27 protein-coding genes and 3 tRNA genes are annotated in these 25,676 nt (G+C 54.2%); 11 read left to right on the forward strand and 19 right to left on the reverse strand.

Annotated features, from left to right (window positions below; all coding sequences use genetic code 11):
• Position 1 precedes the first annotated feature (1 nt).
• Together hpaE and hpaG are read right to left on the reverse strand one after the other, a co-directional pair.
• Entirely contained in the window at positions 2-1,468 is a 1,467-nt protein-coding gene (gene hpaE, locus AC2FAK_RS01295) for a 5-carboxymethyl-2-hydroxymuconate semialdehyde dehydrogenase (RefSeq protein ID WP_013095454.1), read from the reverse strand.
• A complete protein-coding gene (hpaG, locus tag AC2FAK_RS01300; RefSeq protein WP_141236768.1) occupies positions 1,465-2,742 on the reverse strand; it encodes a 4-hydroxyphenylacetate degradation bifunctional isomerase/decarboxylase in 1,278 nt (425 codons plus the stop codon). Before hpaG ends, hpaE begins: the two co-directional genes overlap by 4 nt.
• A 268-nt stretch (positions 2,743-3,010) precedes the next feature.
• Between hpaG and hpaR the strand changes: the two genes are divergently transcribed.
• A complete protein-coding gene (hpaR, locus tag AC2FAK_RS01305) occupies positions 3,011-3,451 on the forward strand; it encodes a homoprotocatechuate degradation operon regulator HpaR (protein WP_013095456.1) in 441 nt (146 codons plus the stop codon).
• Positions 3,452-3,534: 83 nt separating this feature from the next.
• On the forward strand, positions 3,535-5,199 hold the full coding sequence (tsr, locus tag AC2FAK_RS01310) for a methyl-accepting chemotaxis protein (RefSeq protein WP_095455081.1): 1,665 nt from the start codon (positions 3,535-3,537) through the stop codon (positions 5,197-5,199).
• A 72-nt stretch (positions 5,200-5,271) separates the two neighbouring features.
• Here the strand turns inward: tsr and AC2FAK_RS01315 are convergent, their stop codons facing one another.
• From AC2FAK_RS01315 to AC2FAK_RS01360, 10 genes are all read right to left on the reverse strand, one after another.
• Positions 5,272-5,790 carry a GNAT family N-acetyltransferase gene (locus AC2FAK_RS01315; RefSeq protein ID WP_095455080.1) on the reverse strand — a complete coding sequence of 173 codons (519 nt, stop codon included), beginning with the start codon at positions 5,788-5,790 and terminating at the stop codon, positions 5,272-5,274.
• The gene (gene opgB, locus AC2FAK_RS01320; RefSeq protein WP_095455166.1) at positions 5,790-8,081 is read right to left on the reverse strand and encodes a phosphatidylglycerol--membrane-oligosaccharide glycerophosphotransferase; all 2,292 of its coding nucleotides are present in this window, start codon (positions 8,079-8,081) and stop codon (positions 5,790-5,792) included. Before opgB ends, AC2FAK_RS01315 begins: the two co-directional genes overlap by 1 nt.
• 270 nt (positions 8,082-8,351) lie before the next feature.
• Positions 8,352-8,834, reverse strand: coding sequence for a YjjA family protein (locus AC2FAK_RS01325; RefSeq protein ID WP_095455079.1), 483 nt, complete (start codon positions 8,832-8,834; stop codon positions 8,352-8,354).
• 83 nt (positions 8,835-8,917) lie between these two features.
• On the reverse strand, positions 8,918-9,655 hold the full coding sequence (dnaC, locus tag AC2FAK_RS01330) for a replicative helicase loader DnaC (RefSeq protein WP_023620778.1): 738 nt from the start codon (positions 9,653-9,655) through the stop codon (positions 8,918-8,920).
• Positions 9,652-10,197, reverse strand: coding sequence for a primosomal protein DnaT (gene dnaT / locus AC2FAK_RS01335; RefSeq protein ID WP_014830554.1), 546 nt, complete (start codon positions 10,195-10,197; stop codon positions 9,652-9,654). Before dnaT ends, dnaC begins: the two co-directional genes overlap by 4 nt.
• A gap of 148 nt (positions 10,198-10,345) precedes the next feature.
• Positions 10,346-10,774, reverse strand: coding sequence for an organic hydroperoxide resistance protein (locus tag AC2FAK_RS01340; protein WP_013095463.1), 429 nt, complete (start codon positions 10,772-10,774; stop codon positions 10,346-10,348).
• A gap of 84 nt (positions 10,775-10,858) precedes the next feature.
• Positions 10,859-11,311 (reverse strand): MarR family winged helix-turn-helix transcriptional regulator, encoded by a 453-nt coding sequence (locus AC2FAK_RS01345; RefSeq protein ID WP_038981282.1) that lies wholly within the window; start codon positions 11,309-11,311, stop codon positions 10,859-10,861.
• 41 nt (positions 11,312-11,352) lie between these two features.
• On the reverse strand, positions 11,353-11,994 hold the full coding sequence (locus AC2FAK_RS01350; protein WP_029882177.1) for a TetR family transcriptional regulator: 642 nt from the start codon (positions 11,992-11,994) through the stop codon (positions 11,353-11,355).
• Positions 11,995-12,061: 67 nt separating this feature from the next.
• A complete protein-coding gene (locus AC2FAK_RS01355) occupies positions 12,062-12,535 on the reverse strand; it encodes a threonine/serine exporter (protein ID WP_013095466.1) in 474 nt (157 codons plus the stop codon).
• Positions 12,526-13,302: a threonine/serine exporter family protein gene (locus tag AC2FAK_RS01360; protein WP_062729719.1), complete on the reverse strand. Its 777-nt coding sequence runs from the start codon at positions 13,300-13,302 to the stop codon at positions 12,526-12,528. Before AC2FAK_RS01360 ends, AC2FAK_RS01355 begins: the two co-directional genes overlap by 10 nt.
• A 412-nt stretch (positions 13,303-13,714) precedes the next feature.
• On the opposite strand from AC2FAK_RS01360, the gene AC2FAK_RS01365 reads away from it, so the two are divergent.
• Both AC2FAK_RS01365 and bglJ read left to right on the forward strand, forming a co-directional pair.
• Complete coding sequence (locus AC2FAK_RS01365; protein WP_020688833.1) at positions 13,715-14,452, forward strand: helix-turn-helix transcriptional regulator; 738 nt, start codon at positions 13,715-13,717, stop codon at positions 14,450-14,452.
• Positions 14,449-15,084 (forward strand): DNA-binding transcriptional activator BglJ, encoded by a 636-nt coding sequence (gene bglJ / locus AC2FAK_RS01370; RefSeq protein ID WP_013095473.1) that lies wholly within the window; start codon positions 14,449-14,451, stop codon positions 15,082-15,084. Before AC2FAK_RS01365 ends, bglJ begins: the two co-directional genes overlap by 4 nt.
• A 42-nt stretch (positions 15,085-15,126) precedes the next feature.
• On the opposite strand, the gene AC2FAK_RS01375 is transcribed toward bglJ, so the two are convergent.
• Positions 15,127-15,585, reverse strand: a complete 459-nt coding sequence (locus AC2FAK_RS01375; protein ID WP_013095474.1) for a YbaK/EbsC family protein — start codon at positions 15,583-15,585, stop codon at positions 15,127-15,129.
• 328 nt (positions 15,586-15,913) lie between these two features.
• On the opposite strand from AC2FAK_RS01375, the gene AC2FAK_RS01380 reads away from it, so the two are divergent.
• A complete protein-coding gene (locus AC2FAK_RS01380) occupies positions 15,914-17,260 on the forward strand; it encodes a PTS cellobiose transporter subunit IIC (RefSeq protein ID WP_013095475.1) in 1,347 nt (448 codons plus the stop codon).
• Between the two features lie 95 nt (positions 17,261-17,355).
• Here the strand turns inward: AC2FAK_RS01380 and fhuF are convergent, their stop codons facing one another.
• Together fhuF and AC2FAK_RS01390 are read right to left on the reverse strand one after the other, a co-directional pair.
• Positions 17,356-18,144, reverse strand: coding sequence for a siderophore-iron reductase FhuF (fhuF, locus tag AC2FAK_RS01385; protein ID WP_013095476.1), 789 nt, complete (start codon positions 18,142-18,144; stop codon positions 17,356-17,358).
• 91 nt (positions 18,145-18,235) lie between these two features.
• Complete coding sequence (locus AC2FAK_RS01390) at positions 18,236-19,300, reverse strand: GGDEF domain-containing protein (RefSeq protein ID WP_023621917.1); 1,065 nt, start codon at positions 19,298-19,300, stop codon at positions 18,236-18,238.
• Positions 19,301-19,515: 215 nt separating this feature from the next.
• On the opposite strand from AC2FAK_RS01390, the gene AC2FAK_RS01395 reads away from it, so the two are divergent.
• Positions 19,516-19,785 (forward strand): DUF1435 domain-containing protein, encoded by a 270-nt coding sequence (locus AC2FAK_RS01395; protein WP_028028099.1) that lies wholly within the window; start codon positions 19,516-19,518, stop codon positions 19,783-19,785.
• Positions 19,786-19,837: 52 nt separating this feature from the next.
• Here AC2FAK_RS01395 and AC2FAK_RS01400 read toward each other — a convergent pair.
• From AC2FAK_RS01400 to rsmC, 4 genes are all read right to left on the reverse strand, one after another.
• Positions 19,838-19,924 (reverse strand) — tRNA-Leu (locus tag AC2FAK_RS01400).
• A gap of 31 nt (positions 19,925-19,955) precedes the next feature.
• Positions 19,956-20,042 (reverse strand) — tRNA-Leu (locus AC2FAK_RS01405).
• A 28-nt stretch (positions 20,043-20,070) separates the two neighbouring features.
• Positions 20,071-20,157 (reverse strand) — tRNA-Leu (locus AC2FAK_RS01410).
• 151 nt (positions 20,158-20,308) lie between these two features.
• Positions 20,309-21,337 carry a 16S rRNA (guanine(1207)-N(2))-methyltransferase RsmC gene (gene rsmC / locus AC2FAK_RS01415; protein ID WP_013095479.1) on the reverse strand — a complete coding sequence of 343 codons (1,029 nt, stop codon included), beginning with the start codon at positions 21,335-21,337 and terminating at the stop codon, positions 20,309-20,311.
• A 102-nt stretch (positions 21,338-21,439) separates the two neighbouring features.
• Here rsmC and AC2FAK_RS01420 point away from each other — a divergent pair, with 102 nt between their 5' ends.
• The 5 genes from AC2FAK_RS01420 (at position 21,440) to osmY (ending at position 25,563) form a co-directional block, all read left to right on the forward strand.
• Positions 21,440-21,853: a DNA polymerase III subunit psi gene (locus AC2FAK_RS01420; RefSeq protein WP_095455078.1), complete on the forward strand. Its 414-nt coding sequence runs from the start codon at positions 21,440-21,442 to the stop codon at positions 21,851-21,853.
• Positions 21,822-22,265, forward strand: a complete 444-nt coding sequence (gene rimI / locus AC2FAK_RS01425) for a ribosomal protein S18-alanine N-acetyltransferase (protein ID WP_095455077.1) — start codon at positions 21,822-21,824, stop codon at positions 22,263-22,265. Before AC2FAK_RS01420 ends, rimI begins: the two co-directional genes overlap by 32 nt.
• A 20-nt stretch (positions 22,266-22,285) precedes the next feature.
• A complete protein-coding gene (gene yjjG / locus AC2FAK_RS01430; RefSeq protein ID WP_020684451.1) occupies positions 22,286-22,963 on the forward strand; it encodes a pyrimidine 5'-nucleotidase in 678 nt (225 codons plus the stop codon).
• A gap of 92 nt (positions 22,964-23,055) precedes the next feature.
• Positions 23,056-24,645, forward strand: coding sequence for a peptide chain release factor 3 (gene prfC / locus AC2FAK_RS01435; RefSeq protein WP_023621922.1), 1,590 nt, complete (start codon positions 23,056-23,058; stop codon positions 24,643-24,645).
• Between the two features lie 300 nt (positions 24,646-24,945).
• Positions 24,946-25,563, forward strand: a complete 618-nt coding sequence (gene osmY, locus AC2FAK_RS01440; RefSeq protein ID WP_048970615.1) for a molecular chaperone OsmY — start codon at positions 24,946-24,948, stop codon at positions 25,561-25,563.
• Positions 25,564-25,676: the final 113 nt, after the last annotated feature.

Below are 25,676 nucleotides of genomic sequence, written 5' to 3' on the forward strand. Positions count from 1 at the left end.
TTTAGATCCCCCATTTTGGAATCGGATGGTCGCCCATGGAGATGCAGACGTTCTTCATCTCCGCGAACACCTCAAAGCTGTACTCGCCGCCTTCGCGCCCGGTGCCGGAGGCCTTCACGCCGCCAAACGGCTGGCGCAGATCGCGCACGTTCTGGGTATTCACGAACACCATGCCCGCTTCGATATTGCGCGCCAGACGCAGCACTTTGCTGACGTCCTGGGTCCAGATGTACGACGCCAGGCCGTACTCCACGTCGTTGGCCAGGCGTAGCCCTTCCGCTTCGTCCTTGAACGGCAGCAGGCATGCTACCGGGCCGAAGATCTCCTCCTGCGCCACGCGCATGCGGTTGTCGACATCCGCCAGCACCGTCGGGCGCAGGAAGTTACCGCCTTTCAGGTGCGCAGGCAGGTCGGCCGGTTTGTCCGGGCCGCCCGCCAGCAGGGTCGCGCCCTCCTCAATGCCCAGGCGGATATAGCCGGAGACTTTCTCCCAGTGCTGTTGGCTAATCAGTGCGCCAATCTGGGTGTTCGGATCGGTCGGATCGCCCACGCGCAGGCGGTTGGCGCGCTCGGCGAAGCGTTTGACGAATTCCGGGTAGATGCTCTGCTGGATGAAGATGCGCGAGCCGGCGGTGCAGCGCTCGCCGTTGATGGAGAAGATGGTGAACAGGGCGGCGTCCAGCGCGCGCTCGATGTCCGCATCTTCAAAAATCAGCACCGGAGATTTGCCGCCCAGCTCCATGGAGTATTTCTTCAGCCCGGCGTTTTTCATGATGTTGCGCCCGGTGGCGGTGCCCCCGGTGAAGGAGACGGCCCGCACGTCGTGATGGCGCACCAGCGCATCGCCTGCCGTGGCGCCATAGCCCTGCACCACGTTCAGCACGCCCGCCGGAATACCCGCCTCCAGCGCCAGTTCGCCCAGACGGTCGGCGGTCAGCGGCGAGAGTTCAGACATCTTCAGCACGGCGGTATTCCCCAGCGCCAGGCAGGGGGCGACCTTCCAGGTGGCGGTCATAAACGGCACGTTCCACGGCGACACCAGCGCGCAGACGCCCACCGGCTGCACCAGGGTGTAGTTCAGCATCTTGTCGTCAACCGGGTAGGTTTTGCCGTTCATCTGCTGGCACACTTCGGCGAAGAACTCAAAGTTGTGCGAGGCGCGCGGGATAAGCACGTTTTTGGTCTGGTGGATGGGCAGGCCGGTGTCGGCGGTTTCCATCGCGGCAATGTCCGGCACGTTCTGGTCAATCAGATCGCCCAGGCGACGCATCAGACGCGCACGCTCTTTCATCGGCAGGTTGGCCCACTTTGGGAAAGCCTCTTTTGCTGCCGCCACGGCCTGATGGATTTCCGCTTCCCCGCCGGCGGCGACTTCTGCCAGCACCTCGCCGGAGGCCGGGTTGGTGGTGTGGAAGTAGTCGCTTCCCGCCACGTTTTTGCCGTTGATCCAGTGGTTAATCTTTTTCATTTTGCCGTCTCCTCACTCACAATCCGGTTTACCAGGCGACCCACGCCTTCCACTTCCACCACCACTTCATCCCCCGGTACCACGTCGGACAGTCCTTTTGGCGTGCCGGTGGCGATCATGTCGCCCGGCTGCAGAGACATGAATTCGCTCAGGTATGCAATCAGGTATGGGATGCTGAAAATCAGATCCGCCGTGGTCCCTTCCTGACGTAATTCACCGTTGACGAAGGTGCGCAGGGTTAAGTTATGCGGATCGGGAATGGCTGCTTTTGGCACGATGTTGGGGCTGATGGGGGTTAACCCGTCGCGGCTTTTGACCCGCAGATTCGGGCGGTAGTAATTTTCGAGATAGTCGCGAATGGCGTAGTCGTTACAGACCGTGTAGCCCGCAACAAAATCCATCGCCTCGGCTTCACTGACCTTACGCGCGGTTTTGCCGATGACCACCACCAGCTCCGCCTCGTAGTGCATGTACTCAACGTTGTCCGGGCGTACCGAGGTCTGGTTGTCGCCGTTGAAGGTATTGGGCGCTTTGATAAACACCAGCGGCTCGGTCGGCGGCGTGAATGCCAACTCGCTGGCGTGATCGGCGTAGTTCAGGCCGAGGGCGAACAGCGTGGGGTGAGGGTGCGCGCCCTGAGCCATCGCCACGTCGCGTTCATCCACCACCGGGTTTTCCAGTGCCGGGAACCCTTCCGCCAGAATGCGTACCCGATCGCCAGGGCGGATCTCGACGCGGCTTTGCGGCGTGCCGAGCAAGATCGCATCGCCCGGATTCAGGGTCGCGAACTCGCTCAGGGCGCTCAGCAGTTCGGCGGCGTTGCGCTGTAGCCCGGCGGTGTTCCAGTGGTCCGCTTCGCGGCCGTTGATTTCGGTGATGATAGTCAGGTTATCCACGTTGTCGACGGCGACCAGCTCACCCAGCGGACAAAACCCGTCCCGGCATTTGGCTTTGATTGCCGGGCGATAAAAGCTCTCTTCCGGCAGGCTTACCTCGTTGGCCAGTGCGTATCCGGCGATGTAGGCCGCCGCGTCCTCCACGCGAACTTTGCTGGCCGTTTTGCCCACCACCAGCGCGACGGTTGCGCCGCTCAGCACCGTCTCACCCAGCGGGAACGGGATGGGTTCACCTGCGCGGATCACCGTGTTGTGTGGCTTGATAAACCACACCGCGGTTTTTGGCGGGGTGTTGTAAGGGGCTTTTTCAAACGCCTCAGCCCAGGCGTCGCGCTGGCTTTGGTGGTTCAGCGCCACGGCAAAAACGGTACCTTTCATTGACATACTCCTCAGGCCGGAACGCCGGCGTTGATTTTGTTAATATGTTAATGATCTGGTTTTATGCTTTTGCTGATTATTTCGCAATCAGAAGTGAAATATTTGTGATATGAATAACAATAAATTTACATTTTTGTTTAAAATGATATATTTATCATCGTGTTAATAAAGTGCTATTGTTTCTGTTAGACTTTTCGATGGTCAAAAAGCAGTTGATTAAAACAGCGATTTTGAATTGTTTACTTGTTAACAATAAGCGGGAGTGGCTATGCATGATTCTTTAACTATCGCCCTGTTGCAGGCGCGGGAAGCGGCAATGTCCTACTTCCGACCGATTGTGAAGCGGCATAACCTGACCGAGCAGCAGTGGCGCATTGTGCGAGTGCTGGCTGAACATCCCTCGATGGATTTTCACGATCTGGCGTTTCGGACCTGCATATTGCGCCCGAGCCTGACGGGCATTCTGACGCGCATGGAGCGCGACGGTCTGGTGCTGCGCTTAAAACCGGTCAATGACCAGCGCAAGCTGTACGTATCGCTGACCAAAGAGGGCAACGCGCTGTACGAGCACGCTCAGGCGCAGGTGGAAGAGGCGTACCAGCAGATAGAGGCGGAATATACGCCGGAGAAGATGAAACAGCTGACGGCGCTGCTTGAGGAGTTTATCGCGCTGGGAAACCGCCATAACGCAGCGCGTGACGAAGAGTAAAAACCACAAATTAAAGGATGATTTTCGTAAAGTTTTCCCTTTCCAGGCCGAAAATTCTGTATCTGTCTGAAGGAAGAGAAAACATGTTAAACCGTATCAAGATTGTCACCAGCTTAATGCTGGTTTTAGCGATATTTGGCCTTTTACAACTGACCTCCGGTGGTCTTTTCTTCAATGCCCTGAAGCATGACAAAGAGAATTTCACCGTCCTGCAAACCATTCGCCAGCAACAATCCACGCTGAACGCCAGCTGGGTGGCGTTGCTGCAAACCCGTAACACCCTGAACCGCGCGGGCATCCGCTACATGATGGATCAGAACAATATCGGCAGCGGCGCGACCGTGAACGATCTGATGCAAATTGCCTCTGTGTCACTGAAACAGGCGGAAAAAAACTGGGCTGCCTACGAAGCCCTGCCGCGCGATCCGCGTCAGAGCGACGCTGAAGCGATGGAAATTAAGCGTAACTACGATATTTATCACGGCGCGCTGGCGGAGCTGATTCAACTGCTGGGGGCAGGCAAAATTAACGCTTTCTTCGATCAGCCTACCCAGAGCTATCAGGATGGTTTTGAGAAGCAGTATGTGAACTACCTGCTGCAGAACGACAAGCTGTATCAGATGGCGGTGGAAAACAGTAACAGCTCTTACAGCCAGGCGATCTGGGTGCTGATCAGCGTGCTGATGGTTGTGCTGGTGGTCATCGTGGGCGTGTGGCTGGGTATCAAGCAGGCGCTGATCTCTCCGCTGACCCGTCTCATCGACAACATCCGCCATATCGCCAGTGGCGATCTGGTGAAGCGCATTGAAGTGGAAGGCGCTAACGAGATGGGGGAGCTGGCCGACTCGCTGCGCCATATGCAGGGTGAGCTGGTGCGTACCGTCGGTGACGTGCGTAACGGCGCAAACGCCATCTACAGCGGTGCGAGCGAAATCGCGATGGGCAATAACGATCTCTCTTCCCGTACGGAACAGCAGGCCGCTTCCCTGGAAGAGACTGCAGCCAGCATGGAGCAGCTGACGGCGACCGTGAAGCAGAACGCCGAGAATGCCCGTCAGGCCAGCAACCTGGCGCTGAGCGCGTCTGAAACCGCACAGAAGGGCGGGAAAGTGGTGGATAACGTGGTGCAAACCATGCGCGACATCGCGGGCAGTTCGCAGAAAATCGCCGATATTATCAGCGTGATTGACGGTATTGCCTTCCAGACCAACATTCTGGCACTGAACGCGGCGGTTGAAGCTGCACGTGCGGGTGAGCAGGGTCGCGGATTCGCCGTCGTGGCAGGTGAAGTACGTAACCTGGCCCAGCGCAGTGCCCAGGCTGCCCGTGAGATCAAGAGCCTGATTGAAGACTCCGTCGGTCGTGTGGAAGTGGGCTCAACGCTGGTGGAAAGCGCCGGTGAAACGATGGGTGAAATCGTTAATGCGGTGACCCGCGTGACCGATATCATGGGCGAAATCGCCTCTGCCTCTGATGAGCAGAGCCGCGGTATCGATCAGGTTGGTCTGGCGGTGGCGGAGATGGATCGCGTGACCCAGCAGAACGCCTCGCTGGTGGAAGAGTCTGCTGCTGCCGCTGCGGCGCTGGAAGAGCAGGCGAGCCGTCTGACGCAGGCCGTCGCGGTATTCCGCATTCAGCAGGAGCAGATGAAAGCACGTGAGTTTGCCGCAGCCAAAAGCGTTGCTGCACCGGTGGTGATGCGTAAACCGGCGACCGCGGATGCGGGCGATAACTGGGAAACCTTCTAACGCCTTGTGTGGTGCCGGGTGGCGGCTACGCCTTACCCGGCCTACGCAATGACTGTGCACCGTCGGGCGATATTACAGAGGCAGGCGCATGGCACAGCGAGCGTCATACGCTAAACCGTGCGCCGTCTCTTCTTCGCGTTTTTCACGCAGTTCAGGCGTCAGCGTCGTTATCATTTCAAACCCCAGCCGCGCATAGAACGGGGCATTCCACGGCACGTCCCGGAAGGTTGTCAGCGTCAGCGATGCCAGCCCCCTTTTGCAGGCCTGGTCAGCGACACAGGCGATGAGCCGTCGGCCGATCCCTTTTCCCTGCCAGTCCAGATGCACCGAAAGCTCCACGATGAACAGCGACGAAACGTGCGTCTCTGCGAGGATAAAACCGACCGGCAGTTCGTTGGCCAGCGCCAGCCAGCTCAGTCCGCGTTCGGCGTAGTCGAGATGCTGCTCAGCGGAAATGACATCGCCCTCTGCAAGCCAGGCGAGTTCCGGGTAATCCCGGAAACGCTCGCCCGCCGCGCGTTCTATGGCGGGCAGGGCGGTGACGTCACCGGGGCGTGTTGGGCGAACGGTGATGTTAAGGCCGACACGCATTAGCCTGCGTTACCCACGATTTTAATTTCGACCATGCCAATCCCGAGCTCGCGCGGTGAGTGGCCGAGAATATTGCCTTCATTGGTGGATTGCGGCTCTGGCGGCACAATCACCAGGGTATTACTCCGTGAAGGATTATCGAAATGCAGCGTGGTGGTGCTGACTTCGTTGCCAAGGGTCAGCGTCTGCTCGCTGTCGCCCACCCGTACCGGAACAGGGCGGTTAGCATTAGCGCCATACGCTTTGGCGGTGATCACCAGGTCGAATTTCTGCGGCAAGGGGTGGGCATACTCAATTTTTACCTCATTGCCCAGCTGTGCGTTGGACCAGCGTCCCCAGGACTCCGGACGAGAGATACCGCTGAACTGTTTAACCTCTTCCGGCGCACCGGCGACGTTGAAGATAAAGCTGTCGGCTTTATAGCGAATATCGTTGTCGACGATTTTCAGCATATCAATGTTGCGCTGATAGCGGGCGGTATCGATAACCGTATCCCTGAAGGCGGTTTTGCCCTTCCATACTGGCTTATCTACGTGCTGCACGGTTTGCTCCCCGCCAAGCTGCCCCTGAGAGACGCACCAGTCTGTCGACAGCGCCAGCGGCGGCGACCAGAGCTGGCCCATTTTGTAGCACTTATCGACCCAGACAAAGTTATCACGCGGGGCAAACTCCGCCAGCTGGAAGCGCAGCGGCGCCGAGTATTCGCTTTCAGGCAGCGGCTCAACGCGGTTATCCGACACGCGCAGCAGCAGCGGCAGCCGGAAGTGGCTGCCTGAGAAGGCGATCGTTTTTTTATCCTGATCGATAGTGAAGTCTTTCATCTCTTTCGGGAAGTTCCAAAGACGTATGATATCCGGCTTCCAGGCGAGGATTTTTTCCTTCATGTTGAGGAACACTTCGGACAGCGATTGTCCCGACAGCGTGCTGCGGCCCAGGCCAATAAAGTTGTCACCGCCAAGAATATCCAGCACCGTGGCGCCGTTATCCATCGAATTTCGTTTGGTGGCGATCACCTCCTGCTGCGGTTTGTCGCCGCGCAGAACGAAGAACAGGTTGCTGCGATCCTGTTTGTTCAGCTGATCCCACGCGCTGTTTTTCATCGCCAGATGGTCTGAAGAGACCACGATCACCGTGTTTTTGAACCAGGGTGAGGTTTTGATTTTCTGAACAAGGGCGGCGATATGCTCCTGGCTACAGGTGACGGCGCTGAAGGATTTATTATCTTTTCCGTCAATGTCGTAGCGTTTGCGCTGGCAGGTGCGCGAGACGAAACCGTCAGGATGGTGAGTATCTACCGTCAGGGCAAAGAGGGAGAAGCGTTTCCCGGCGCGGGACAGTTCTTCGAATTTTTTCCAGGTCTCCTCCAGCACGGTATCGTCGTAGAAGCCCCAGTCGTTGCGGTAAGTGGGGTCGGCGACGGTCGTTTTTAACTCTTCTGAGCCGTACAGATGATCAAACCCGTGTGATTTCAGGAACACATCTTTCCCGGCAAAGCGCAGGTTGGCCCCCTGGACAAAATAGTTCTCGTAACCGGAGTTTTTCAGGATGTCGCCCAGGCAGATATTCTGCGGGAAGAAGCTCGACATTGAAGCTGAGGCGTTGCCTTCAAAGGGGGCAAACAGAGGAATGCCGCACTGGGAGGCGACCATTCCTGCAATGGTGTAGTCGGTGCCGGGCAGCTGCATGGTGTGACTGAAGTCGAGGCCTTCGTTTTTCAGCGCGCCCAGATCCGGCGTCAGGTTCGGGAAGGCGTCGTTATCGAAATAGGTCCTCTCCAGACTCTCGCCGTAGATGTACACCAGATTAAGCTTCGGGTTGGCTATCGTTTTCGATGGCTCTTTATAGTACGCCACGAAATCCGGGTCACCGTCGCGCGACTGGGATTTCACCAGCTCGGTGATCTGATGAAATGCCGGGCTGGCATCCACGGAGGCCAGCGCAAGGAAAAGCGCCAGCAGGCTGTAGCCATGGTGGTGCGGAAGATGACGGCGGCGGCGCAGCACCCAGGCGAGCGCGCCAAAAATGGTCACCAGCGCCAGCACCAGGCCCAGACCGGGGAGGATATATTTACCCACGCCCGCGCCCGTCAGGCTATTGGTCAGGGTGTAGAGCACCGCATCGTTTATCCCGTCTCCGGTAAAGTAATCGCTGGCGTAGAGCGTAATGTTTAAAACAATAAAAATGCCGAGCACCACCAGCGTGGCGATAAACCACCAGGTGTTACGGCCAGCTTTCCAGGCGTAAACGCCGATGGAGGCCAGAAAAAGGGCAAGGGACATTAACTCTGACAACAGCATATCCTCATGGCGCCAGGTGCTTCGCTGGCTAATTGATTATTTTTTGGGTAATACAATGTAATGGCGATGTCGCTAAGCTGCAATTTTAGTGTCACGAAAGTGTGCCGTTGTTAGGAATTGGTTTAGAAAATCGTTTTTTTGAAGGCGGTCGCATCCTGCTGTACGGATGCTGAGACGAGGGCAGAAGGGGAAAATGCCGGTTTCACGCCGCGTTGCAAGACTAACGTATTAAACGCGGCGTGTTGTGGCAGGAAATGGGGCCGATCAGGAGATGAAATTAACGCCTTGTTTCAGCACCAGATCGCAGGCTTTGGTTTTCACCTGTTTCGCCAGAGATGAGTTGCCAAGGGTGCTCAGATTCAGCTGCTGACCATTTTGCGCGTTCAGCAGACCCTGAATGCCGTCCATGTAGTTGGTGTCGGCTTTCTGCTCCAGGGTGTCCAGACCCAGCTTACCGAGCACCTGGTTTTTCACATTTTGCGCATCGGTCACGGAAGCCAGCTTTTGCTTCGCACAGTATTCCAGGATGCCTGCTGCGTTGTTCATGGTGCCGGCACTCAGACTCTGGGAGCTATTGCCCAGCAAGCTGGTGAGGGAAGAGGCTGACAGCCCGCCCTGAGTGCTGCCGCTCTCTTTGGTGAGTTCGCTGGCGGCGCTGGAGAGGGACTCCTGCCATGACGCGGCATGGGCCATGCCGGTGACCAGCAGTGCGCCTAAAAGTGTGCTGAAAAGAATCTGTTTTTTCATAATGGCTTTCTCAAAAAGGTCCGTTTTGGGCCGGAAGGGGTCCAGTATATACCTCCGCTCCGGCGGCGATTCCTGGAACTGTCTTAATACTCTTTACCGGTGACGCGGCTGCGATAGCTTTCCCAGTCAAAGATGACGTAGAGGCTGTTGCCCAGCTTCATGCGATCCATCACGCGCTCGCCCAGTAAGCGGGTCATCTCGTCGATATTGTGGTTGGTCAGCATGCCGGTGGGACGCTTGGAAGAAGAGCGGCGATCGACAATCTGGTTAATGATCACCTTTTCATAGCGGGATTCGGTTTGAACACCGATCTCGTCAATAACCAGCAAATCCACATTGCTCAGATCGTTAAGCAGCTGCTCTTCGCTGGTTTCACGGTTGCTGAAGGTATCTTTCATGGCAGACATGATATCGGCCACGGTAATGATTAACACCGATTTCCCGCGCAGAAGCAGTTCGTTGCAGATGGCGGCGGCCAGGTGATTTTTACCGGTGCCGGGCTTACCGCTGAAGATAAAGCTGGCGATGTTGCCGTCGAATTCGTCCACGTACTGCCGGGCGGCGGCCAGGGCGTTCATCTGCCCGTGGGTCTCAATTTTATAGTTATCGAATGAGCAGTTCTGATGCAGGGGGCGAATACCGGAGCGGTTAAAGGTACGCTGCATTTTCATCGCCCGGTTTTCACGGGCGAGGGCGGCAGCGCGGATCTCACCCTGTTCTTTTTGCCACGCCAGAAGTTCTTCACCCGTTGTGAAGGCAGGCTTCACATTGGCTGGCATCATCTTTTGCAGTCGTTTCATCAGGTCGCCGACGTTTTTCATTTCGCACCTCGGAATCCATTAGGGATCTGTTTATCCGGTTCTGAAAAAGCGTTGATATCGCGTTTTGGCTGGCCGTTATTGCTGGCGCGGTTAATTTGCAGATGGCGGGCGAGCTTTTGCTGCCACTGAATGTGGGTGAAGACTTTGCCTTCTGCCTGCCACCAGGCAATAAAGGCGGCAAGCTCCTCAGGGGTAGCCGGTTGCGTCAGCGCAATGCCCCACAATGCCGCCTGCCGCTGAAAATCCACATCCGGATGCCAGCCCGCGTACAGGGCAAATTTCCCCATCGGCACCGTGACGGGGGCGTTACCCGGCTCTTCAAAGAACTGGTTATCGAGCGTGACGTCACTTGCCGGGCGCGACAACCGCGCTTCTATCTCCAGAAGCTGCGCCAGACGCTCCGGGGTGAGGGCGTAAAACGCCGGGGCGTTGTCGGCCAACACTGCAAGCGTGCCGCCTTCGGCGTGCGTCAACACACCGCGGGGATCGCGCATAAAGGCATCAATACCAGCAATGCTGGTGGTCAGAATTCTGGAGGACATAACGCTTTCTCTACTGATTACTACGGGCGTGATATGGGCTTATGGTAGCACAGAGAGGATGAGGGAATAGAGGGGATTTCCCCGGTGGCGCTGCGCTTACCGGGGCTACAGTCGTAGGCCTGATAAGCGCAGCGCCATCAGGCATTTATCACGCGATGATATTCAGGGTCACGTCGATGTTGCCGCGGGTCGCGTTAGAGTACGGGCACACAATGTGCGCGGCATCCACCAGTTTTTTGGCTTCTGCAGGATCCATGCCTTCAACGTGAATGTTCAGTTTGGCTTCGATACCAAAACCGGTTGGCAGTGGACCAATTCCCACTTCACCTTCAATGAAGGCCTCTTTTGGCAGCGTAAATTTGTCGCGCGCAGCCACAAATTTCATCGCTCCCAGGAAACAGGCAGAGTAGCCGGCAGCAAACAGCTGTTCAGGGTTGGTCACTTCGCCACCCATGCCGCCCATCTCTTTTGGCACACCCAGTTTGACGTCCAGGACGCCATCGGAAGAGGTTGCGCGGCCGTCACGGCCTCCGGTCGCTTTTGCTTTGGCAGTGTAGACAACTTTTTCTAAAGACATGGCAGGTTCCTCATCTTACGTTATTGTGTGCTATTAAATAGCACGCGATTTATTGGGGTAAATAAATACGCGTAAAGTATAGCCTTACGCGTGATGTAACTGATGTCGCAAAATTTCAAGCTGCTGCTTGAGTGCCAGCATGGTGTCAGTGTCACATTGCGCTGCGCATCCCACCGCGTGAGGGATCCCGGAGGCCTGCTGCTGTAGCTCACGTCCCGCGTCGCTCAGCGTGACGGCGACCTGGCGTTCATCTTTACGCGAACGCTGACGGTTGATCAGCCCGGCGCTTTCCAGACGTTTCAACAGCGGCGTCAGGGTGGCAGAGTCAAGAAACAGCCGCTCACCGATGTCCGACACCGTAATGTCATCCTGCTCCCACAGTACCAGCATCACCAGGTATTGCGGGTAGGTCAGGTTAAGCGGCGCCAGCAGTTGCCGGTACAGCTTGTTAAGCGCCAGGTTTGCCGAATAGAGGGCAAAACAGAGCTGGTTATCCAGCAGAAGCGCGTTGGTGGTGTCGTTCGTTTTTGCGTTCATGTGTTGAATATAGATAGTGCACGATATAATTGCAAGCAATTTTATGGGCAGGTATAACGAAGCGCCACCTGAACGGCCATTTTCCGGTAGTGCTGGCGCTGAGCTTGCTCGTCAGCTCCCTCTTCAAACAGCAGCGTAAAGGTGTAGCTGTTGGCAACATAGTGGAAGCTGAAGCTGCTGATCAGGCGGTGAAGATCCCGCGGGTCAACCGACTGGCTGAACAACTGCTTTTCTTTTCCGCGCCGCAGGATATCGTCGAGCAGATCGAGCGCGCTGCGGTTGACCTGGCGCAGGTAGCTGGATTGCTGCATAAAGCGACCACGCTGCATGTTCTCCATGCAGATAATACGAATGTAATCCGGGTGGTCTGCGTGGTAGTCAAAGGTGGCTTCCACCAGGTGCACCAGCGCTTCAACCGGCGGTATCTCTGCAAGGCTGAGCGCTTTTTCACTGGCGCGAATCCGGGTGTAGACGTACTCAAGAACGAGAAGGTAAAGATTTTCTTTGTTCTTAAAATGGTAAACCACCATCCGTTTAGTGGTGCCTGCTTTCTCTGCGATCTGCTCCATGCGGGCGCCGTTCAACCCATATTCGGCAAAAAGGGCGATAGCGCTCTGAAAGATTTTTTCCTTCAGGCTGGATTCTTCACTGTGCTCCGGGAGTTCGCTGCCAGGGTTTGCCACATCCTTTCCTTATCGTCACTAAACGGAATAGAAAGATTATCCCCATGGCAGCGAAATAACACAAACATCAAACGCGCGGGCGTTTGCGGTAAAGCCACAGCCCCGGGATCGACAACCCGATCGAGAGCGCGCCAACAATAGATGAGGCCTTAAGAAAGTTGCTCAGAAGCAGGATCATCTGTGGCTCGGTGTAGCCAAAGTGGCTGATTTTTACCGCTGAAATCATGGCCGTATAGGCTGAAATGCCAGGGAACATCGGGATGACGGCCGCGACGGTGAACACCTTAGGGTGCGCCAGATACCAGCGCGACCACTGAATACCAATGCTGCCGACCAGCATGGAGGCCATAAAAGTTGACCACTCGATGTTAAAACCAGCGGTCATCATGATCATTCTCGAGCCATGACCGATGGCGCCCAGCAGCGCACACCATGGCAAAGCGCGCTGCGGGACGTTGAAGACCATCGCAAAGCCGACGGCGGGAATGGCGGCCAGGATCATGTCCTGCATCAGTGCCAGCAGAAACGTTATCACGCCCATCCGCGTAACCCCCACAGCGTCATGGCCATCACTACGCCGATACAGGTTGCCAGCGTAAGCAGGCTGGCAATCGCCCAGCGCGCCAGACCGGTATTGATGTGCCCTTTAAACATATCGGCAACGGCGTTAATCAGCGGGAAGCCCGGAACCAGCAGGAGCACGCTGGCGGCCATGGCGATGGTGGGCGTGTTGGCAAACTGCGGCAGGCGCAGCAGCAGCCCCGACACCGTGGTGGCAACAAACGCGGTGATGCAGAAGTTGATTTGTGGGTGCAACTGCCGGTGTGTCAGTACCTGGCGTACATACATGGCGATGCTGCTGGCGCAGAAGGTCACGAACGCGCCGTCCCAGCCCCCTTTATTGAGCTTACAAAAACAGGCGCACGATAACCCCACCATCAACACCACCAGCCAGCGCGGATAACGTAGGGGTTTAATTTGGTTGAACCGTTTTTCTATCTCTTTCAGGTCGAGCAGCTTATGTTCAGCCAGAATGACGATGTGCTGCACTTCGGTTACAACATGCATATTAATGCCGCGGTCGTGGTTTTTACGGGTAGAGGTGAGGCACTGGCCATCTTTGATGGTGGTCAGCACGATAGCGTTCGATGAAATCGCGCTTTCGACGCTATCCATCCCCAATGCCAGCCCCAGACGCGTCGAAAGCTCCTCGACCAGGGCGCTTTCCGCCCCGTGCTGGAGCAGGAAAAGTCCGCACTGAATACACAGCCGCGTGGTGGCACGCTGCATCGTTATTTCTGCCTGCATGTAGTGTCCCGAAGTGTTGGTGAGTCGCTTGCCTGTTGGCCCCTGATGCTTACTTTTAGCACAGAGTGCGGTATCCCTTGCTCTGGGTCAGATCAAGATTCCTGCAAACAGTTGCAGCCCGGTTCGCGAAAGAGAATGAGGTTTAAATATAAATGCGATGAATTTATATGATTCGAAATATAGAATATTTATATTAAGTTATTCTTATTTTATATTTTCATTATTTTAATGCTCTTGCAATTAAATTTAATTGCGCTTTGTGAGATATTAGCGTTGTTTTAGGCCTTTCTTAAGCTAAGAACATATCTCATCTTCTGCTTGTATTAATCAGTCTACACTCAGGGACGAAAAAACATAAATCTTGATGCGTTTAGACGCTACTCATCAAATGAAAAATGGACACGGAGGGTCTATGTTGTCATTGAATGGTAAACATGGCGTAGTTATTAGCAGGGTACCCGTTATGCAAAACGGGTTAGGCAGCGTTATGGCAAACCATTTCCCAGAATTTGAATTGACTTATTGTCGTTCGCTGCAGGAGTTAACGTTACTTCAGCTTCGCCGGGCTAATGTCATTATTGCTGATATTTCAGGTGAATACAGGAAACCCCGGGGAACGTTAGAAGAATATTACAACTTACTGAACCAATACCGGGATATTCACTGGATTTTTATGGTCTCTCGTCCCCTTTATCCCATTGCAGTGGAACTGCTTATGCGCCCGGAAAGCACGTTGCTTTCTGAAATGGAACCGATTGAAGGCGTGATTAATGCTATTCGTGCAGGTAGCGAGCGGGCGGAGCGGATAAGCCAGACGTTATTGTCTCCTGAACCCGCCGAGGCGGAAACCGAAGACGAACCGTTTGTTGCGCTTACCCACTCTGAACGCAAAGTGTTACGCCTGCTAGGTAAGGGCTGGGGAATTAACCAAATTGCTACCTTGCTCAAGAAGAGCAACAAAACGATCAGTGCGCAGAAAAACAGTGCGATGCGACGGTTGTCGCTGCGCAGCAATGCCGATATGTACGCCTGGATTAACAGTGCACAGGGAATGAGAGAGCTGAGTTTAATGTCAGCCTATGGAGAGTATGAGGAATGGAAAAAACCGATACACCAGGACATATCGCTGTCATCGAAAATTGCACAATGAGTGCCGTTGGGCTGCAGCATCTTTTTGCGATGCCGATGCTCAGCCATTATCGACTGCACCTCTTCAGTCAGTTCGAAAGCTTTAAAAAGGCGCTGACCAATATCTCTTTTTTCTCGGTGATCTATTCGCTCTCGGATGCGCGTGAAGAGCGTCGTAACTGCCTGGCTTCCCTGCGGGATCTCGCTTTCACCCATAGCGATATTCAGCGAATTGTACTTGCGTCTGATGACATGGAAGCGCGCCTGATAAGCCATCTGTCGCCTTCTCGTCTGCATGGCATTGTGAGTAAATCGGTACCGCTGAGCCACCTGCAGGAGGAGCTGGTGGTGCTATTGAGAGAGACGCATCATATCAATGACAATATGCTGAACCACTGGTATGTCAATCAAAACAGATTGTTAAGCCCAACGGAGCGGGCGATATTGCGTTATATGTCTTTCGGGTTTTCCATTCCTGAAATTGCGACACAACTTGAACGCAATATTAAAACCATCCGCGCGCACAAGTTTAATGCGATGGTGAAACTGGGGGTGAATTCTGACGTAGGGCTGCTTGATGCGGCGGATATTCTTACTCATCTTCCGGCAAGAGACATGCGCTGTTCGGTGTCGGGCTCGCCGGCATTTTTATAATCGGTGATTTTTTGATGCGCCAGATACATTCTGGCACATCAATTAAATGCATACATCGACCCACTTTGCGGACGTCAGCTCAGCCATCCGGTCTGGAGAAATGCGCACGGCGCTGTGGATGGCACCTGCGGCGGGCAGCACTTCCGCGTACTGTTTTAACGAAATATCGCAGTAAACAGAAAGTGGGTTTTCCAGCCCGAACGGACAGACTCCCCCGACGGGATGGCCTGTAATCGTCACCACTTCATCACTACTGAGCATGCGCGCTTTTGCACCAAAGGTATCTTTCAGTTTTTTGTTGTCCAGACGCGCATCGCCTTTCGCCACTACCAGAATCACCTCATTTTTTACTTTTAGCGATAACGTCTTGGCGATTTGTCCCGGCTCAACGCGATGAGCGGCAGCAGCCAGCGCAACGGTCGCGGTACTCTGACTCAGTTCAATGATTTCTATATCCGGCGCGTTGTCGGCAAAAAACTGCTGTACAGACTGCAAACTCATTGTTTCCTCCTGACAAATATCCTGCGTAATCTGTCATAAGAATTTATCTGCTGTAAATATCTCTTAAGTAACAAATATCCTACATGGCCGATTTCTGGATCGCCTTCACATTCACGGAAACCGGTTACAGTAACCGGTTGCAGAGCGTGAATCAGAGATTAATACTGAGGACGTAACGTCCCCTGTATCCAATAATAAGAGCACATTATGAAACCATTCCGTCTGAGCAGTACCGCTGGTACACGAGCCAGCAAGGTTGTGAAGCTGATTTATGGAACAACGTGTGGTGTGAAAGCGCCCGTATCGAACGTCTGACAGGAGATCTGCTATGTCTGCCAACCATGCTGCGTTTAATCTGATATTCCGTTTCGTTGAAAATTACGTCAGTCCCATTGCCGGGCGGATCTCTTCCCAGCGTCATGTTATGGCTATCCGCGACGGGTTTATCTCCGCGATGCCCTTCATGATTGTCGGTTCATTTTTGTTAGTGTTTGCTTACCCACCGTTTTCGCCAGACACCACCTGGGGCTTCGCGCGCGCCTGGCTGGACATGGCAAAGCAATTTGAAGGCCAGATTCTCACGCCGTTCGATATGACGATGGGCATTATGTCCATCTATATTTGTGCGGCCATTGCCTATAACCTCGGCAAACACTATGTGAAATCGCATCAGTTAGATCCGTTCATGTGCGCCATGCTGTCGCTGATGGCGTTTCTGTTAGTGGCTGCACCTAAGACCAAAGGCACGCTGCCTGTAGACAGCCTGGGAGGCACGGGGATCTTTACTGCGATTTTGGTAGCAATCTACTGCGTTGAGATGATGCGTTTCCTCAAAGCGCACAATATCGGTATCCGTCTGCCGGACCAGGTTCCTCCGATGATCAAAAACTCCTTTGATCTGCTGATCCCGGTGCTGGTGGTTGTACTGACGCTCTATCCGCTGAGTTTGTTGATTCAGTCTCAGTTTGGCATGCTGATCCCGCAGGCCATTATGTCAATCTTCAAACCGCTGGTTTCCGCTGCGGATTCTCTGCCTGCCATCCTGCTGGCGGTGTTGATTGGTCATTTATTGTGGTTCGCAGGGATCCACGGGGCGGCAATTGTCTCCGGGATGCTGCAGATGTTCTGGCTGACCAATCTCGGGGCTAACCAGACCGCCCTGGCGGCAAGCCAGCCTCTTCCCCATATCTTTATGGAGGCGTTCTGGACGTTCTTTATCGTGATTGGGGGCTCGGGGGCGACAATGGGGCTGGTGTTCTGCTACCTGCGCAGCCGTTCAGCGCACCTGCGCTCAATCGGGCGTCTGAGCGTGGTGCCGAGCATCTTTAACATCAACGAGCCGGTCATTTTTGGTACGCCGATCGTCATGAACCCGGTGTTCTTTATTCCGTTCCTGCTGGCACCGATGGTCAACGCCGTGCTGGCCTGGGCGGCAATGAAGTTTGATCTGATAAGCCGCGTGATCTCTGTTGTGCCATGGACAGCACCCGCGCCTGTGGGCGCCGCATGGGCGCTGGGCTGGGATTTCCGCGCGGCCATTCTGGTAGTGGTGCTTGCGTGTGTCTCAGCCATCATCTACTTCCCGTTCTTTAAAGTATACGAGAAGCAGCTGCTGGAGCAGGAAGCGGAAGAAGCGCAGCGTAATGCGGAAGCGGAAAATCAGCAGGTGGCCTAGGTAAAAGCAAAACGGCAACATAAGTTGCCGTTTTTAGTGTTTGTTCCCTCTCCCATAGGGAGAGGGCCAGGGTGAGGGCATCAGGCCGGGTACGACTACTTCAGCGTACAATCCCCGCACTGCTGAACGTCCGGCAGGCGATAGCGCTGGCAGCAGGTGCGACGCACCAGAAGCCCGTCACGCGGCACTACGGTACGGAATAATGGGTTATCGCGGCCATCTGCAAGCTGTTTCGTAAAGAATAAGGACTGACGCAGGGCATCCACCTTCTCATCACCGAGCAGGGGCTTCATTTCCGTCAAATACCAGTGGATTAAATAGCCGGTATTACTCCAGATAAGCTTCCCGTTGATCTCACCTGTCTCTTCCAGAGCATTCACCACCGGCATCAGGGCGCGGGTCACGAGCCGCTCCATCCGCTGCGTGGCAGAAAGATGCATGGCCGTTGGGTCTTCGTGAAGATCGATCCAGAAGCAGGCCGCACGCCCCGTCTCGTGGAATTCAACGTGAAAATACTCCGGGGAGAGATCCAGCATGGTCTCCTGGGTGAGCAATGCCAGCATGAGCGGAGGCGCCATCAGGCCGATATACCATTGCGCCCAGAGAGAGAGCAGGGGCTTATTTTCCCGCGTAAGGGTGGGTTGATTGCGATAGATATGGTCAGAATAGGTTGCCAGCAGCGACTGGCGTTTTGCCGGCTGCTGCCACTGTGCCAGCGTCATCGCGTGGTGCGGATGCGGCTCATCCAGTTTGATAAAGTCCAGCAGATGGGCACGGGTTGCCGCTATCTTTTCGCGTATGGCTTCCGCAAGCGAAGAGTCTCCCGTGGTGAGACGGGCTCGCCAGAGGAGGGGTTCAACAGTCTGTACGGTATGAGTGGCCATAATAGATAGAAATCTAAATGATAATGATTGCCAATCCTAACTATTGCTCATACCGATGGCAAGACTTTTGTCCTGGAGAGAGATGCCGTGCTTAAACCGCCTGTAGTTCTTCGCTGAGCAGAATGTTATTCCGCCCAAGATGCTTTGCTTCGTAGAGGGCTTTATCTGCTTTTTCCAGCGCGCCTTCTGCGTCTTCATTCTCGAAAATGGCAATACCAATGCTGATGGTGACGTTAGTCGCGACGCGCTCATTGAACATGTGGGGGATTTTTAAGTCGTACACTTTCTGACGGATACGCTCTGCCGTCTGGCGGGCATGTTCCAGCGAGATGTTCGTCAGCAGTACCATAAACTCTTCCCCGCCAAACCGCGCCACAATATCCCGCGAGCGTACGGCATCACGAATGGCTGCCGAGACACGGATTAACGCCTGGTCACCCATCATATGGCCGTAGTGGTCGTTATAGGCCTTGAAGTGATCGATATCCATTAGCAGGACAAAGTGTTCGCCGTTCTCTACCGCAGGCAGATTCTCCAGTCGGCTTTGCAAGCCGCGACGGTTATACAGGCCGGTAAGTGGATCCATCATGCTGAGATCGGTCAGGGTTTCTCGTTCTTCCAGTAACCGGGAGAGGAGCTCCTGAGCGAAGCGATCGTTACGTCTTTGTAGTACGTGGTGAACGCCGATAGCCACGACCGGAAGAATGAAAGAGTAGATCATTCTCAACCAGTGTTCAGAGGGGCTTAACCACAGGCAGACAATAAATGCGGGTAATGAGTGGAGCGTAAACGCTTTGATATTAATGGCGAATGCCAGCGAACCGATAAAAAGCACCGTTAATAGCGCCATGATCAAATATGTCGCCCGATCCTGCGTAATTAACGAAAATTTTGAGGCGATTTGCCAGGCCCATAAAATACCGAATATCGCTGAAACCACAGGAATATTTATCTTGCGGGTACACTTTTGCCAGTGCCAGAGCAGCAATCCGGTGCTGAGCGTAAAAATAGCCAGCAGGGGGAAAGATAACAGCTGAACAGAATAGAGCGGATTTGTTACCGAGAACACCGCTGAGGTTGCGTTCAAAAATAAAAATAAACGTAACGATAATTGATATTTGCTGTTGACCAAAGACCGCCAGGATTGTGATGTCATAGTAGTGCGTTTTTATTAAAATTTAATTAAAACAGGTAAATGGATGTTGTTTCGCAATAATGGAAGCAAAAAAATCAACGAGTAATTATCAGAGAAACTTTATGAGTAGTTAACAGGTGGGCAATTTATCACCTTAAACAATGCCTGTCATTACGGGAAAGGTAAACGGCCACGCTTTTTAATTATCGGTGCTGACAAATGATAATGCTTGTCATATGATATTGGTTATCATTATCGATTCGAAAGGGCAAACCATGTTGAACCGGGTGTTAGGAAGTGGTTGGGGGGTATTACTGCCGGGAGCCATCCTCGGCGGTCTGATGTTTGCCGATCTCTCCATTGAACTCTGGAAAGCCATCATCGTGTCAGGGTTGCTGATGACCTCAGCGATGATCTGGCATAAGCAATTAAGGCACTTTGTTTTGTTGCCATCATGCGTCGCGCTGGTCAGTGGAATTCTGGTGATACTGATGAGTTTGAAATAACAGGGAATAACAGGGAATAACATGAAGGACTTCAGAGGGGATGCAAGATAATTGGTGCGAGGGGGGGGACTTGAACCCCCACGTCCGTAAGGACACTAACACCTGAAGCTAGCGCGTCTACCAATTCCGCCACCTTCGCACAGTTATCTTACTTTTTGATATCGCCTCGTTGGTGCGAGGGGGGGGACTTGAACCCCCACGTCCGTAAGAACACTAACACCTGAAGCTAGCGCGTCTACCAATTCCGCCACCTTCGCCCAGTGCGAGCAATATCAACGTGATTTATGGTGCGAGGGGGGGGACTTGAACCCCCACGTCCGTAAGGACACTAACACCTGAAGCTAGCGCGTCTACCAATTCCGCCACCTTCGCATACCATCGATACTGTAAAAGTATCGTAACCACGGAGGCGCATTCTAGATGTTTTGAGCTTTACGTCAATAGAAAAATGCGCGCGTTGTTTTGATTGCTGCAAAAATGGCCGGAGGGGGATGGCCCTTCTCCGGCAAACAATACCCGTGGATTACTTTTTAGCCTGACGCGTCATCACGGTACGGTAGACCTTAAAACGGCCCGTTTGCGCGATAACTTCATGGAAGCCGAAGGTTTCATCCAGCACTTTCGGGTACGGCAGAAACGCGTTAGCGACGATCCTCAGTTCCCCCCCGCTGTTCAGGTGACGTACTGCGCCACGGATCAGCGTTTGCGCTGCTTCAAGGCTGGTTTCGATGCCATCGTGGAACGGCGGATTTGAAATAATCATGTCGAACCGACCGGTAACGTCCGAGAAGACGTTGCTGGCGAAGACATCCCCTTCGAAGCCGTTTGCGGCAAGCGTCGCACGGCTGGCTTCAACTGCGGGCGCGCTGACGTCACAGAGCGTCAGGCGGACTTTTGGTGAGTGGCTTGCCAGCACCGTGGCCAGTACCCCTGCACCGCAGCCTACGTCCAGCACTTTGCCTTTGGTGTGCGGCGTCAGCGTGGAGAGCAGCAGCTTACTGCCCACGTCCAGCCCGTCACGGCTGAAAACGCCCGGCAGGGTTTTAATGGTCAGGCCATCAAGCTGATACGCATCCCAGTATGTCCCGGCATCAAAGGAAGGCTGGTTTTCCAGACGACCATGATACAGGCCGCAGCGACGGGCGCTGTCGACTTTATTGAGCGGGGCGTACGCTTCCAGCATCTGCTCTGCGCTTCGCACGCCGCTGCGGTTCTCACCGACCACGAAAATATCGCACCCGACCGGCAGCAGAGAGAGCAGATTCATCAGCTGGAACTGCGCTTCCGGTTTGTTCTTCGGCCAGTAGTAGATCAGCGTGTCGCAGTCAGCGACATCACTCTGTTCCGCCACCAGGCTAAAGCGTGCGCGCTCGCCCATCTGGCGGCTCAGCACCTGCCAGTGGTGGTAGTATTGGGTATGGGCACGGCTTTCAGCACAGTCGAAACGCGCGGGCAGGTCATCCTGCATATCTCCGGCAAACAGAATACGGCTTTCTTCGAAATCATCACTGTGACGCAGCAAGACTTCACTTGCCGGGGTAAATGCAGACATGAATTGTTCCTCAATAAACTCAGGCGGGGATTATAGTAGGTAGATGGCGCACTTTCGACACATTTGCTATATTTGCGCGCCTGAGAGACAGGAGTTTTCGCTATGACATCCCGACGTGACTGGCAGTTGCAGCAGCTGGGTATCACCCAGTGGGCCTTGCGTCGCCCGACGGCGTTGCAGGGTGAAATCGCCATCGCCATCCCTGCGCATGTGCGTCTGGTGATGGTGGCGGAAGAACTGCCTGCCCTGAATGATGCCCTGATTGGTGATGTCCTTCGCAGCCTGAAGCTGACGGCCGACCAGGTTTTACATCTGACGCCGGACAGGGTCGCCATGCTTCCTCCTGACAGCCATTGCAACTGCTGGCGAATGGGCGAGACAAACGACATATCCCTTTCCGGGAGCCAGATCAGCTCCCCCGTGCTGGAAGAGCTGAAAGCCAACCCAAAAGCGCGAAGCGCGCTATGGCAACAAATCTGCGAATATGAACACGATTTCTTCCCTCGCGACGCCTGATCTGCCTGCGGCGTATGCGATTGAAACACGCGCCCATGCGTTTCCGTGGAGCGAAAAGACACTCGCCAGCAATCAGGGCGAACGGTATCTGAATTACCGCCTGGACGTTGACGGCACCCTGGCTGCATTTGCGATAACCCAGGTCGTTCTGGATGAGGCCACGCTGTTTAATATCGCGGTGGATCCCGCGTTTCAGCGCCGTGGGCTGGGAAGAGAACTGCTTACGCATCTCATTCGTGAGCTCGAAACCCGTGACGTTTTCACTCTGTGGCTGGAGGTGCGCGCGTCAAATGTCGCCGCCATCGCGCTCTATGAAAGCTTAGGCTTTAACGAGGCGACAATTCGCCGTAACTACTACCCGACCGCAGAGGGACGTGAAGACGCCATTATTATGGCTCTGCCGATTGGATAACGAAAAATAAGGTTGTAACGATGAAATGGGACTGGATTTTCTTTGACGCCGACGAAACGCTCTTTACGTTCGATTCGTTCGGTGGTCTACAGCGGATGTTTTTGGACTATAGCGTGACCTTCACCGCTGAAGATTTTCAGGACTATCAGGCGGTGAATAAACCGCTGTGGGTGGACTACCAGAACGGTGCCATCACCGCGTTACAACTGCAGCACCAGCGTTTCGATGTCTGGGCCGAACGGTTAAATGTAAGTCCAGGCGCGTTAAACGAGGCATTCCTCAATGCGATGGCCGATATCTGCGCCCCGCTGCCGGGGGCGGTTTCCCTGCTTGATTCGCTGAAAGGCAAGGTCAAACTGGGGATCATCACCAACGGTTTTACCGCGCTGCAGCAGATCCGCCTTGAGCGCACGGGCCTGCGCGATCATTTCGACGCGCTGGTGATCTCAGAAGAGGTGGGCGTGCCGAAGCCGGATCCACGTATTTTTGATTATGCACTGGCGCAAGCCGGCAACCCCGATCGCGACCGTGTGCTGATGGTGGGTGATACCGCGGAGTCGGATATTCTGGGCGGCATGAATTCTGGTCTGTCCACCGTCTGGTTGAATGCGCATGGCCGCGTGAAGCCAGAAGGTATTGAGCCAACTTGGACCGTAACGTCGTTGAACGAACTGGAGCAGCTCCTGTGTAAACAATGATTGCCTGCCCCCCATTGATGGGTAAAATAGCCGCATTTTTCGTATTCCTTGATGCGCGGCCTGCTGTCGCGCTTATATAAGAAGATTTGATTATGACGTTGTCTCCTTATCTGCAAGAGGTGGCCAAACGCCGCACTTTTGCCATTATCTCGCACCCGGATGCCGGTAAAACCACCATCACCGAGAAGGTGCTGCTTTTCGGACAGGCCATCCAGACCGCCGGTACCGTAAAGGGCCGTGGCTCCAGCCAGCACGCAAAATCTGACTGGATGGAGATGGAAAAACAGCGTGGTATTTCGATTACCACCTCCGTGATGCAGTTCCCGTATCACGACTGCCTGGTGAACCTGCTGGACACCCCGGGCCACGAAGACTTCTCCGAAGATACCTACCGTACGCTGACGGCGGTGGACTGCTGCCTGATGGTGATCGACGCCGCAAAAGGTGTAGAAGACCGTACCCGTAAGCTGATGGAAGTGACCCGTCTGCGCGATACGCCAATCCTCACCTTTATGAACAAACTCGACCGTGACATCCGTGATCCGATGGAGCTGATGGATGAAGTGGAAAACGAGCTGAAGATTGCCTGTGCGCCCATCACCTGGCCAATTGGCTGCGGTAAGCTGTTTAAAGGTGTTTACCACCTTTATAAAGACGAAACCTATCTGTATCAGACAGGTAAAGGCCACACCATTCAGGAAGTGCGCATCGTGAAAGGTCTGGATAACCCGGATCTGGACGCCGCGGTGGGTGACGAGCTGGCTGCGCAGCTGCGTGACGAGCTGGAGCTGGTGAAAGGCGCATCTCATGAGTTCGACAAAGAGCTGTTCCTGAGCGGCGAAATTACCCCGGTCTTCTTTGGTACCGCTCTGGGTAACTTCGGCGTCGACCATATGCTCGACGGTCTGGTGGAGTGGGCGCCGCAGCCGATGCCACGTAAAACCGACACCCGTGAAGTGGAAGCGAAAGAAGAGAAGTTCACCGGCTTCGTCTTTAAAATTCAGGCCAATATGGACCCGAAACACCGCGACCGCGTGGCCTTTATGCGCGTGGTGTCCGGCAAGTATGAAAAGGGTATGAAGCTGCGTCAGGTGCGTATCGGTAAAGATGTGGTGATCTCCGACGCGCTGACCTTCATGGCGGGCGACCGTTCGCACGTGGAAGAAGCGTATCCGGGTGACATTATCGGTCTGCATAACCATGGCACCATCCAGATCGGTGATACCTTCACGCAGGGCGAAATGATGAAGTTCACCGGGATTCCGAACTTCGCGCCAGAGCTGTTCCGCCGCATTCGCCTGAAAGATCCGCTGAAGCAGAAACAGCTGCTGAAAGGGCTGGTGCAGCTTTCCGAAGAGGGTGCTGTGCAGGTCTTCCGTCCAATCGCGAATAACGATCTGATCGTGGGTGCGGTGGGTGTGCTGCAGTTCGACGTGGTGGTTGCGCGTCTGAAGAGCGAATACAACGTGGAAGCGATTTACGAATCGGTCAACGTGGCGACCGCGCGCTGGGTTGAATGTGCTGACGTGAAGAAATTCGAAGAGTTCAAGCGTAAGAACGAAGTTCAGCTGGCGCTGGATGGCGGTGATAATCTGACCTATATCGCCCCAACCATGGTTAACCTGAATCTGACGCAGGAACGTTATCCTGACGTACAGTTCCGCAAAACGCGCGAACACTAATCCCCTCTCAGAGCACGGCAGCCGCCGTGCTCTTCTTTATTTCCTGTCTTATTAGTCCCTTGCGGAATGTTCTTAATTCATCGCATTTTCGCGCTTTTTGCTCGTTTTTTGCCCGAAACTGAAAGCACCTCTGTGAGAGTGATCTATATTTAACTCAGTGTTTAGCTCCGGGCGTGGATGAATAAACTGTTCAATGCATGACTTTAGGTTCTCCATTTTGCCCGTGTGTCTATTCGCAATATATAAAACTACTAAGGAAGTATGTAGCCCGAATAACGGGCAAAACACAGGAATACATCGATGAATATGACAAGACTGAAGATTTCTAAAACTCTGCTGGCGGTGACATTGGGTAGCGTTCTGGTAAGCGGCTCCGCTCTGGCGGAATCCAGCACCATGGATAAAGCGCAAAACACCGCTAATACCGCAGGGGAAAAAATCGATAGCTCTATGAATAAAGTCGGTAATTTCATGGATGACAGCTCAATCACAGCAAAAGTGAAAGCCGCGCTGGTAGATGATGAAGCTATCAAGAGCACCGATATTTCCGTAAAAACCGAGCAAAAAGTTGTCACCCTGAGTGGCTTTGTTGAAAGCCAGGCCCAGGCCGAACAGGCCGTCAAAGTGGCGAAGGGCGTTGAGGGCGTTGCCTCTGTGAGCGACAAACTGCACGTCCGTGACAGCAAAAACGCGTCGGTGAAAGGCTATGCAGGCGATGCCGCTACGACCAGCGAAATCAAAGCTAAACTGTTAGCTGACGACATCGTGCCGTCCCGTATGGTGAAAGTTGAAACCACCGATGGCGTGGTACAGCTGTCCGGTACGGTAGAGAACCAGGCACAAATCGAACGTGCTGAGTCAATTGCGAAAGCGATTGATGGTGTGAAAAGCGTTAAAAACGATCTGAAAACGAAGTAAACCTGCACGATTCGCCCGACAGGCCAGCCCTGCGGGCGAAATAAAAATGACTCTGGAAAAACGCCGGTGAGTGACCTGAGCGCTCATATTTAGCGGCCGACATTAACTATGGT

It is taken from the genome of Enterobacter cloacae complex sp. 394F7 (assembly GCF_057320385.1).